Here is a 10,100-nt window from a genome sequence, read left to right as displayed (position 1 = left end):
ACCAGATGACCATCAGCCCGATCTTCATTTTCTCGTCGCCGATCAGTTCGGCCGCCAAGGACCTCATCGACACCGAGACGGCCGCGGCCCTCAACCTGACCTTCGCTTTCTAGGCAGGCGACAAAAAGCCGGACGGAAGTCCCCGTAACAAAGCATGGGCGGGGCCGCGATGCGGCCCCCGCCATGATGCCGGCGCCATGCCCGAAGCCCGGGAACTCTGCGACGGGTAAATATCAACGCCGTTTTTCTGAAACCCGCACGCGTCAGGAGGAACGTCATGAAAAGAACCTTGTGGGGAGCCGTCTCCGCCACGGCGGCCGTGGTGGCCGCCGGCAGCCTGCTGCTAACCCCCGCCTGCACCAAACAGGAAAACACCCGGCCCGCCAAGGAAACCCTGCGCATTACCTGCTGGGCCGGCTATGCCAAACCCTATGTGGAAGATTTTCAGCAACTGGTCAGGGAAAAGTACAATGTCGATGTCGACGTGCAGATCCATAATCCCACCGATCAGGACGAATTTTTCCAGGCAGTGAAAAACAACACGGCGGACCTGATCTCCCCGCCCATCGAGCTGCCCAAAATCCCGCGTTTCTTTTCCTACCAGGAAGGCAGCCATTACCTGCAGCCGGTGGACGTGAACAACATCCCGAACCTGGCCAGAATGATGCCGGTGTTCCGCGACGATCAGACCCCCTTCCACAATGGCGTGCGCTACGGCGTGCCCTATAACTGCGGCCCCTACGGTCTGGCCTACAACCGCGACAAGGTCTTCGAGGCACCCGCCAGCTGGAACGTGCTGTGGGATCCTCAGTACGCCGGGCAGTACACCATCAACAACAACTTCCCCAAGGTCAACGTCTGGATCGCGGCCCTGGCCCTCGGCTACGGCTATGAGGACATCTTCGATATCAACAAACTCGACCGTGCGAGAGTCCAGGAAAAGCTCAACGCCTTGGCCAAAAACGCCAGAAGCCTGTGGGACGGCGCCGCCAACCCGGACGAATTCCCGGAACTGGCACTGGCCACCACCTGGGGATTTGCCGCCCAGGCCGCCAACCTTAAAGGCGGCAACTGGCGCCTGGCGACCCCGGCTGAGGGCGGCACCGCCTGGATCGATTGCTGGTATCTCGGCGCCGGGACCAAAGACATGACCAAAACCCTGGCCGAAGAGTGGATCAATTTCTCCCTGGATCCCGAAAGGCAGGCCGATGTGGTCAAGTCCCAGGGCGTCTCACCTGTCATGGCCGATACCGGCGACCTCCTCAATGCCGAGGAAAAAGCCATGTTCCATGTGGGAGACGAAGCCTATTTCAAAACCGTGGCCCTGTGGCGGGTTCTCAGCGAAGAAACGGAACAGGCTTTCAACGCCATGTGGGAAGAAGCCAGGCAACAGCGTCAATAACCGGTCGCGGGCGACGCACGCCGCCGTCCGCATAACCCGATTTTGCCCGCGCCCGCGTTATGCGGCGGGCGGGATCGCCCCATCAGACAAGACGGAGGTAACCGAATGTTAAAAAAGGGAAAACTCGCAGCAGGCATTACCGGCGCCCTGGTAATGACCTTCCTGGCCGGGATGGCCGGGGCCGTCACCATCGGCAGCATCAAGCCCGGTGAGGATGTGTTTCAGTATGTCAATCGCAGCAAGGGCAAGTTCGATCTGAGCCTTTATCAACAGGTCATCGGCGCCGCCAACGCTTTCAAGGAAGGCGACGAGGGGCTCGGTGTTGCCGCGGATAGCGAAATGTCCCGTCAGAACGCCCGCAAGCTGCTGGCGAACACCAGAATCAAGGACATTTATGACAACCCGCTGTTTGTGGACGGGCAGGAAAAACTGATCCGCAAAACCACCGACAAGGCCAAATACAACAAGATCAAGAATATGACCATGGGCGAGCTGAAGCACTTTTTGCTCACCAGACCGGAAGCCGACATCAAGTCCATCATGGGCGGCCTGCACAGCGATGTGATCGGCTCGGTGGTCAAACTCATGTCCAACGACGAACTGATTCGCGTCGGCCAGAAAATCTTCAATACCCTGCCCGGTTCCAAAATCGGCGCCAAGGGCTATCTGAGCGCCCGCATCCAGCCCAACTCGCCGACCGACAACAAGGAAGACATTCAGCTGCAGGTTCTGAACGGCTTCGCCTACGCGGTAGGCGATATCGTTATCGGCACCAACCCGGTCGACAGCCAGCTTGAAGCCACCTTGCGGGTCGAAAACGCCCTGAAGGAAATCGTCACGGCCTTCAAACTCGAAAAGACGGTACCCTGGTGCGTTCTGGCCCACATCGACGGCCAGGCCGCCGCCGAAAAGGAAGTGCCCGGCTCCACCGCCATCTGGTTCCAGAGCCTGGCCGGTACCGAGAGCGCCAACAAGACCTTCGATCTGACCATCCAGAAGATGATCGACTACGCGAAAATGCGTAAAGGTCCGTACGGTCTCTATTTCGAAACCGGCCAGGGGGCCGACTACACCAACGGCCACGGCCACGGCTTCGACATGGTGGTGCATGAATCCCGCAAATACGGCTTCGCCCGCGCCCTGCAGCAGGAAATCGCCAGAACCAAGGGCGTGCCCGCCGACCAGGTCTGGCTGCACCTCAATGACGTTGCCGGTTTCATCGGTCCCGAGGTGTTCAAAACCCGCGAACAGCTGGTTCGCTGCTGTCTGGAAGATATCGTCATGGGCAAACTGCACGGCCTGGTGCTGGGTCTTGACATCTGCTCGACCCTGCACATGCCCGTCACCCTCGACGACCTGGAGTGGTGCCAGGACCAGATCGCTCCGGCCAACCCGGCCTATCTGATGGCCCTTCCTACCCGCAATGACCCGATGCTCAGCTACCTGACCACCGGCTTCCAGGACCATGTCCGCCTGCGCGAAAAGTTCGGCTTCAAGGTCAACGACGCCATGTGGAAATTTTTCCAGAAAATCGAAGTCATCGACGCCAAGGGCAAACCGACCAAACACTTCGGCGACCCGGCCTGGGTCTACTACAAATTCCGCCAGGCCAAGGGCGACAAGCGGTCCTTCAAAGAGATCTACGCTGAAGGTCAAAAGTCGATTGCCAATGTTCGCGGCCGCGGCGTCGACATGGCCGTGGGTTACGGGAAAAACATCTGGGACCTGGAACCGGTCACCAACAAGCGTATCCACGACCTGTATGACGACGCCAAAGTCAGCCTGTGGGCCGAATTCACCCCCGAATTCATCAACTCCATCCCCAACGCGGTGAGCATCAAGAGCCAGTCCCACGACCGCGAAAACTACATCGCCGCGCCTTCCACCGGCGAAGAGTTGTCCAAAGCCGCCGTGGCCACCCTGCAGAAGCTGTCAGCCACCTGGGGCGGCAAAGCTCCCGACGTGCAGGTAGTGATTTCCGATGGTCTGAACGCCAGGGCCATCATGGATGACGGGCATCTGATGCCTTACCTCAATGAGCTGAAGAAACAGTGTAAAAAAGCCGGCATGTCCCTGTCGGACAAAAACATCGTCGTGACCGGCGGCCGGGTGCGCGCTGGCTACAAGGCCGGCGAAGTCCTGTACGGCAAGGCCGGCAGCAAGCCCAAAGCCATCGTTCACATCATCGGCGAACGCCCCGGCAGCGGCCATCATGCCTTCTCCGCCTATCTGGTCAAGGTGCAGCCTGGCACCTGGGCCAAGGCCGGCGCGGTCGACCACGACCAGTCCAAGGTTCTGTCCGGCATTTCCGACACGGGTCTGCTTCCCGCCGAAGCCGCCCGCCAGACGGTCAAGCTGCTGATGGAAATGTAACAGGCCTCCTATCCCTGAAATCGGCCCGGGCGGTGTTGCCCGGGCCAGCTTTTCCTCCCTCTGCCCGACGTTCCGCCCCCTGCTTCCGGCCGGAATGCGGATTCTGTAACGTAAATCACCGGGCCGCATCCCCGCGGCCCGGCTTTCCGGTGACCGCCGTCAGGATATGTCTATGCCCGAAACAGCTCTGAACACTTCCATGCCGGCGCCCCATCCCCGATCCCGCTCCCTGTGGCGGGAAGTCATGCACAAAACCGCTCTCTGGATGCAGGCCCTGGCATCAAGTCCCTATTATCGCTATGGCGAGATCGGCAACCTGTTGTACACTTTCGGTAAAAGCATTCTGGAAGGGGCGGTGCTCTACACCATGTTTTCCATGGCCCAGACCGAATTCAAGGTCGCGGCGATTCTCGGCGTGTTGACGAAATACTTTTATCCGGGCATCACTTTTATCAGCAACGTCAAGGTTTCCGCCTTCGTCGACTGTCTGGAGCGTTTTGCCGACCTCCGCCTCCAGGTGCGGCAGCTGATCGGCGCCATGGCGCTGGTGGGCGGCGGGCAGGCGCTGGGTGCGATACTCCTGCTGCTGTGCTACCCGCCTCTGTTCAACACCCTGTTCGGATCCATGGCGGGCGGGCGCTACGTGCTTATCGTTTTGTACCTGCTGCACCATATCTGCGACGGTTCGGCCCAGGTCGCCGAGGGACGCATCTGGTTCAAGCTGATCGAGATCAAGCTGCGCCACGGGCGTCTGAGCCGCATTTCGGAAAATTTCTGGGGCATTCACGCCATGAGTCAGAACATCCAGTTGATCGCCGGACTTGTCCTGCTGTGGGGAACGACCCTGACCACCGGCCTGTTTCAGGATTGCCTCGGCCATGCCGTGATGTGGGGCATCGTGCTGAGCGGAACCCTGCTTACCGCCCTGTCCAAATTCAGCCTGCCGCTGGCCTGGCAACTCACCCTGCGCCACCGGATGCAAGAGGAAGAATGACGGCACAACCGATTTTGCAAGTCGAAAACCTCGGATTCGCCATTGGAGACCATCAAATCCTGGCGGACATCAGCTGCGGTTTCGAAACCGGCGCCATCCACGGCCTGATCGGGCCCAACGGTTCCGGTAAAAGCACCCTGCTGCGCAATCTCTGCCGCATCTGGGAGCCGCAACAGGGACAGGTACTTATCGAAGGGCGCGACTACCGACGCCTGTCCCGCAAAACCCTGAGTCAGATGGTGACGCTGGTGCAGCAGGATACACGCCTCGATTTTTCCATCCTGGTTTCCGATTTTGTCGCCATGGGCCGCCACCCGCACCTGAAACGCCTGCAGTGGCTGCGGCAGCGGGACATGGACATCATCGAACAGGCTCTCCAGGTCACCGGCACCACGGTATTCCGCAACAGGCCGATCAACGAACTGTCCGGCGGCGAAGCGCAACTGGTCAGCCTGGCCCGGGCGCTGGCCACCGAAGCACCGATCATTCTGCTGGATGAGCCCACCAGCGCCCTGGACATTCGGCACAAGCTCGAGATCATGGATCTGCTGACCGGCCTGCGCGATGCCGGCAAAACCATCCTCATCAGCATCCATGATCTCGATCTTGCGCGACGTTACTGTGACACCGTAACCCTGCTGCAGCAGGGCCGGATCCACTATCACGGCCTGGCCGCGAAAGGCTTCGCCAAGCAACGCATCAAGGAGGTTTTCCATGTCGGCGTCGAGGAAATCGCAACCGAGCATGGCGTTTCGCTGCTGTTCTACCGTTAGACGCATCCTGGGCTCGGTGATGGTGTTAGCCATGGCCTGCCTTGCAACACTGCCGGCCGGCGCCGCCGCCGCGGAGACCGCCCGCAGCGCACGCAGGTTCCCTCTGGAGATGGATGCCCTGATGGGAGCGTTGAGCGATACCCGTGTGCCGGCGCTTGCGACCGGAAAAGGTTTCCCACGCAACGTCAGCTACCGCTTCACCCGTTACGATTTCGCAACGGATAAAATACATGAAGAACGGCGTTCCGTGATCCTGAAGCATCAGCCGAAGCGCATCATCCCTCACGCCACGGGGCTGACCGAAATTCTCTGGGCTATTCTGCCCCATGAACGCCTGGTGGCGGTGCATGAAAGCTGCAAGGACCGGCAGTTTTCCTTTCTGGCGACATTGCTGCCCGAAAACCTGCCGACTTACGGCACCGACGACGCCGAAATCGTCATCGGCTACCGCCCCGACCTGGTCATGACCTCCTTTTTTTCCAACGAGAACTTTCTCCATCAACTGCGCACCGCCCGCATTCCCATGGCGCAGTTCGGTTTCTTCGACGATCTCGATGCCATCGAAGAGCAGATCCTGCTGGCGGGGCGGCTGACCGGCGAGGAAGCTTCCGCCCGCAGGCTGGTCGCCGTCATGCACGAAAAACTGCGCGACATCCAGCTGGCGGTTAACAGGCGGCGCAGCGGCACCGTCAGGCCGCCTTCGGTACTGTATTATGACAACATGGCCTACGTGGCGGGGGCGGGTACCACCTTCGACAGCATGTGCAAGGCCCTTGGTGTAACCAACATCGCCGCCGCCAAAGGGATTCGCAACTTCAAACAGGTGGACTACGAAACCCTTCTGCAGTGGAACCCGGATGTGATCATCGTGCCGGAGGAAAGCAGTTTCGACCGGCAGCTCTACAGCCAGGAAATCCTGGCTGGCGCCAACGCCATACGCCGCGGGAACATCCGCAAGATGCCAACCGTCTACCTGCTGAGTTCCTCCCAATACCTGGTGGCCAGTATCAACTACCTGGCGGGGCTGCTTTATGAATCGTCCTTCTGAGCACCGCCGTTTTTCCCTGACAGGCTTCGCCGCCTCGATCGCCGCGATGGGACTGCTGCTGACGGGCATGTTCCTGTCGATCCGTATCGGGCCCTGGGCCATCAGCCTGCAGGATACCGCCCGCATCCTGGCATCCAGGATGCTGCATATGAACCTGCCGACCGATCCCGCGCTGGAAGCCATTGTCTGGCTCGGCAGGGTGCCCCGCACCCTGACCGGGGTCATGGTCGGCTTTGCCCTGGGCGCCGCCGGCACCATCATGCAGGGCATCTTTAAAAACCCCATGGCCAGCCCCGGGGTTATCGGCACCAGTTCAGGCGCGGCCCTCGGAGCGGTAACCGCCATTTATATCGGTCTGGCGGCCACCAGCATCTACGCGGTACCATCCTTCGCCATCCTGTTCGCCTTCGTGTCGATGCTGGTGGTACTGGGCATTGCCACCAGCGGCGGCTTGACCTCCCGTTATACCCTGCTGCTGGGCGGCATCGCCTTCAACGCCATTTTCGGCGCGCTTACCTCGCTGGTGATCGTCCTGTCGACGGATCAGTTCGAAATGGCCCGCCAGATCGTCGGCTGGCTGATGGGAGACCTGACCAACCGCAGCTGGCAGCACGTCTACATCGTGCTGATCATCACCCTTGTGGGCACCCTGTGGTCGCTGCTGTACGCGCGGGATCTGAACATCATCATGCTCAGCGAAGAGATGGCCGCCAACCTCGGCGTCAACGTGACCCTGTCGCGCAACATGCTGCTGTTTGTCGCCGCGCTGCTGACCGGCGGCGCCATCGCCGTCTCCGGCGCCATCGGGTTCGTCGGCCTGATCGCGCCGCATATCATGCGCAGCTTCGTCGGTTCCGACAATCGCCTGCTGATCCCGGCCGCCGGGATACTGGGCGGTGCGCTGGTCGTCTACTCGGACTGCGCGGTGCGGGTGTGGGGCGGCGGGGGGCTGCGTATCGGGGTGCTGACGGCCCTGCTCGGCGGACCGTTTTTTCTTTACCTGATCATTCGCGACCGGCGCAAGTTCGTGTTTTTCTGACCCCTTTCACCGGGCATGTGCCGAATGAAATTCTTTTTTTACCGGAGGCCGCAACGCCATGAACCAGACAGTCAGGGATCCCCGCCATGCCGACCCGTCCGTCGCGGAGGAATTCCGTCACAGGATCCAGCAGGTCGAGACCGAAATCGGCAAAGTCATCATTGGCCAGGACCGCATGATCGAGTCCATCATCTGCACCCTGCTGGCACAGGGGCACATTCTGCTGGAAGGCGTTCCGGGCCTGGCCAAAAGCCTCGCTGTCGCCACCTTCGCCCGCACCATCGGCGGCGAGTTCAAACGTATCCAGTTCACGCCGGACAAACTGCCCAGCGATATCACCGGCACCACCATCTTCAACCAGGCTACTGGCACTTTCACCTTCCACCAGGGTCCGGTATTCTGCAACATTCTGCTGGCCGATGAAATCAACCGCGCCGCGCCCAAGGTCCAGTCGGCACTGCTCGAAGCGATGCAGGAAAAACGTGTCAGCATCGACCGCGACCAGTACCGGCTGCCGGAGCTGTTCATGGTGCTGGCGACCATGAACCCGGTGGAACAGCTCGGCACCTACCCCCTGTCGGAAGCCCAGCTGGACCGGTTTATTGCCAAGGTCACGCTGAGCTACCCCCCCCGGGAATTCGAGGAACAGCTGCTCAGGAAAAAAAGCACTGACTTCGACGAACTGCAAAAAGCCGTTCCGTGCCTGTTGCAACCGGATGAAGTAGTAGCCATGCAACACCACGTTGCCAAACGCGTCATGGTCTCGCCGTTAGTGATCTCCTACATCCTGGAGCTCTGCCTGCGTACCCGCCCCGAGTCGCAACAGGCGCCCGAGGCGATCCGCGACTTTGTTGCCGTGGGGGTGTCGCCCCGTGCCGGCGAACATCTTATCGCCTACTGCAAAGGCTTCGCCTTTTTACGGGGCCGGGATTACGTATCCTTCGAGGATGTCGATGCCTGTGTCATGCAGGTGCTGGCACACCGCATGATTCTCAGCGACGCCGCCATTCTGGAAGGCATCCGCGCGCAGGATCTGCTGCAGAACATCGTTGCCTCGGTTGCGCCTTACGCGCTGGTGAAACCATAAGGAACGGTTCACACCATGAAACCACGCTTCCACTTTACCATCCAGCTCAAGCATCCGCCGCGCAGCGAGATGGCCGGAGACTGGGCAGGATACGACAAGGGCACCGGCTATGAATTCTGGGGCCTGCGCAAATATATGCCCGGCGACAGCTGGAGCCGCATCGACTGGAAGGCGCGCGCCCGCAGCGGCGAACTTTACGTTCGGGAGTTCCTCAGGGACAGCGCCTATAACCTGCTGCTGATCTGCGACGTGAGTCCCTCCATGCACTTCGGCGGCAAATACGCCCTGGCCTGCGATCTGGCCATATCCCTGGCTCACGCCGCCCTGCGCGGCAACAATCCCTGCGGGCTGCTGTTGTTTGCCGATCAGGTGGTGGCCTGGCATCCGCCGAGCGCCGCGCCGCGGCAGTTTCATCGCCTGGTTACCGCACTGCGGCAGACGCCGCAACCCAAAAGCCGCCAGACGCGCCTGGCACCTGCTCTGGAATTCGTCATGAAGCGACTGAGCTCCTGCCTGGGGGTCATCATTTCCGATTTCCATACCGATCTGGGCGGCCTCGGGGGGCTGCTGGATGCCGCCGACAGTCGCCTTCCGGCGCATGAAATGGTGGCGCTGCACGTGCTTGAAGAAGCCGAGTATCGGCTGAGGGGCATCGGGGACGGGTTGCTGACCCTGCAGGACATGGAGTCCGGACGCCAGATGCCTCTGGACCTGAGCCATAAGCGCCAGTTCAATACCCTGCTCCGCCAGAACCGGGAACGCATCGTGCGGGCCCTGGCCAGGGCCCGCATCGATTCGGCATTGCTGCCGGTGGGGGCCAACGACCTCCAGGCCCGTGTCAACACCCTGTTTGCCAGGCGGCTTGCTGCCAGACTCTGATACGCACTGCTTAAGTCGAGGAAACACGATGATGAATGATCCCTGCGCCTGTCGCCAAACCTGCTTACGCACGATCTTTTCAAGATCCGCCAAACACCTCGTCCTGCTGAGCCTTTTGCTGCTGGCGGGAACCTTGCCCCTGGCCGCGGCGCAACCGTTGCCCGTCACGGAAGACGCACAACGCCAACCTGCCGCCGAGGCATCACCCGAAACCGGCGTCATGCCGGAAAGCGCGGCGGATCCTGCCGAGACAGCGCGGCGTGCCTGTTTTGAACGTGTCTGGTCCGATTACCAGAACGATGTGTGGTTCTATGGCGAAGATGGCCGGCGCGTGCTACCCCGACCGGACCTGAAATGGCTGGTGGTGCGGCTCGCCGATGGCGGCCCGGCCCCGGCCGGAAGCGCGGTCGAATCTCCGGCCCCTGTCCCCGCCGATACAAGCATCACACCTGCCGCACCGGAAAACACGGCACCGGAAACCACGGACAGCGGTCCCGACATCGCC

8 protein-coding genes and 1 pseudogene are annotated in these 10,100 nt (G+C 60.9%); all 9 read left to right on the top strand.

Annotated features, from left to right (window positions below):
• Positions 1 to 277: 277 nt before the first annotated feature.
• Entirely contained in the window at positions 278 to 1,402 is a 1,125-nt protein-coding gene (locus tag AB7E65_RS09885; RefSeq protein ID WP_428745798.1) for an ABC transporter substrate-binding protein, read from the top strand.
• 105 nt (positions 1,403 to 1,507) lie between these two features.
• Complete coding sequence (locus tag AB7E65_RS09880) at positions 1,508 to 3,775, top strand: ethanolamine ammonia-lyase (RefSeq protein ID WP_428745797.1); 2,268 nt, start codon at positions 1,508 to 1,510, stop codon at positions 3,773 to 3,775.
• Between the two features lie 172 nt (positions 3,776 to 3,947).
• Positions 3,948 to 4,769, top strand: a complete 822-nt coding sequence (locus AB7E65_RS09875; RefSeq protein WP_320361114.1) for a hypothetical protein — start codon at positions 3,948 to 3,950, stop codon at positions 4,767 to 4,769.
• Positions 4,766 to 5,542, top strand: coding sequence for an ABC transporter ATP-binding protein (locus AB7E65_RS09870; protein WP_072286296.1), 777 nt, complete (start codon positions 4,766 to 4,768; stop codon positions 5,540 to 5,542). The genes AB7E65_RS09875 and AB7E65_RS09870 overlap by 4 nt, the downstream gene beginning before the upstream one ends.
• Positions 5,484 to 6,590: an ABC transporter substrate-binding protein gene (locus AB7E65_RS09865; RefSeq protein WP_083558514.1), complete on the top strand. Its 1,107-nt coding sequence runs from the start codon at positions 5,484 to 5,486 to the stop codon at positions 6,588 to 6,590. Before AB7E65_RS09870 ends, AB7E65_RS09865 begins: the two co-directional genes overlap by 59 nt.
• Positions 6,574 to 7,629 (top strand): FecCD family ABC transporter permease, encoded by a 1,056-nt coding sequence (locus tag AB7E65_RS09860; protein WP_072286298.1) that lies wholly within the window; start codon positions 6,574 to 6,576, stop codon positions 7,627 to 7,629. The genes AB7E65_RS09865 and AB7E65_RS09860 overlap by 17 nt, the downstream gene beginning before the upstream one ends.
• A 58-nt stretch (positions 7,630 to 7,687) precedes the next feature.
• On the top strand, positions 7,688 to 8,716 hold the full coding sequence (locus AB7E65_RS09855; RefSeq protein ID WP_072286299.1) for an AAA family ATPase: 1,029 nt from the start codon (positions 7,688 to 7,690) through the stop codon (positions 8,714 to 8,716).
• A gap of 15 nt (positions 8,717 to 8,731) precedes the next feature.
• Positions 8,732 to 9,595 (top strand): DUF58 domain-containing protein, encoded by an 864-nt coding sequence (locus AB7E65_RS09850; RefSeq protein ID WP_072286300.1) that lies wholly within the window; start codon positions 8,732 to 8,734, stop codon positions 9,593 to 9,595.
• A gap of 28 nt (positions 9,596 to 9,623) precedes the next feature.
• A pseudogene (locus tag AB7E65_RS09845) lies at positions 9,624 to 10,100 on the top strand (hypothetical protein); the annotation flags it as partial.

The sequence above is a fragment of the Syntrophotalea sp. genome, assembly GCF_050253115.1.
GTDB lineage: Bacteria > Desulfobacterota > Desulfuromonadia > Desulfuromonadales > Syntrophotaleaceae > Syntrophotalea > Syntrophotalea acetylenica.
Note: the sequence above shows the minus strand (reverse complement) of the source record. Positions and strands in the feature narration are given on the sequence as shown.

Excerpts from the sequence above, each read along its gene's own strand:
- AB7E65_RS09885 (WP_428745798.1), top strand. The coding sequence starts at position 278 with ATGAAAAGAACCTTGTGGGGAGCCGTCTCCGCCACGGCGGCCGTGGTG.
- AB7E65_RS09880 (WP_428745797.1), top strand. The coding sequence starts at position 1,508 with ATGTTAAAAAAGGGAAAACTCGCAGCAGGCATTACCGGCGCCCTGGTA.
- AB7E65_RS09875 (WP_320361114.1), top strand. The coding sequence starts at position 3,948 with ATGCCCGAAACAGCTCTGAACACTTCCATGCCGGCGCCCCATCCCCGA.
- AB7E65_RS09870 (WP_072286296.1), top strand. The coding sequence starts at position 4,766 with ATGACGGCACAACCGATTTTGCAAGTCGAAAACCTCGGATTCGCCATT.
- AB7E65_RS09865 (WP_083558514.1), top strand. The coding sequence starts at position 5,484 with ATGTCGGCGTCGAGGAAATCGCAACCGAGCATGGCGTTTCGCTGCTGT.
- AB7E65_RS09860 (WP_072286298.1), top strand. The coding sequence starts at position 6,574 with ATGAATCGTCCTTCTGAGCACCGCCGTTTTTCCCTGACAGGCTTCGCC.
- AB7E65_RS09855 (WP_072286299.1), top strand. The coding sequence starts at position 7,688 with ATGAACCAGACAGTCAGGGATCCCCGCCATGCCGACCCGTCCGTCGCG.
- AB7E65_RS09850 (WP_072286300.1), top strand. The coding sequence starts at position 8,732 with ATGAAACCACGCTTCCACTTTACCATCCAGCTCAAGCATCCGCCGCGC.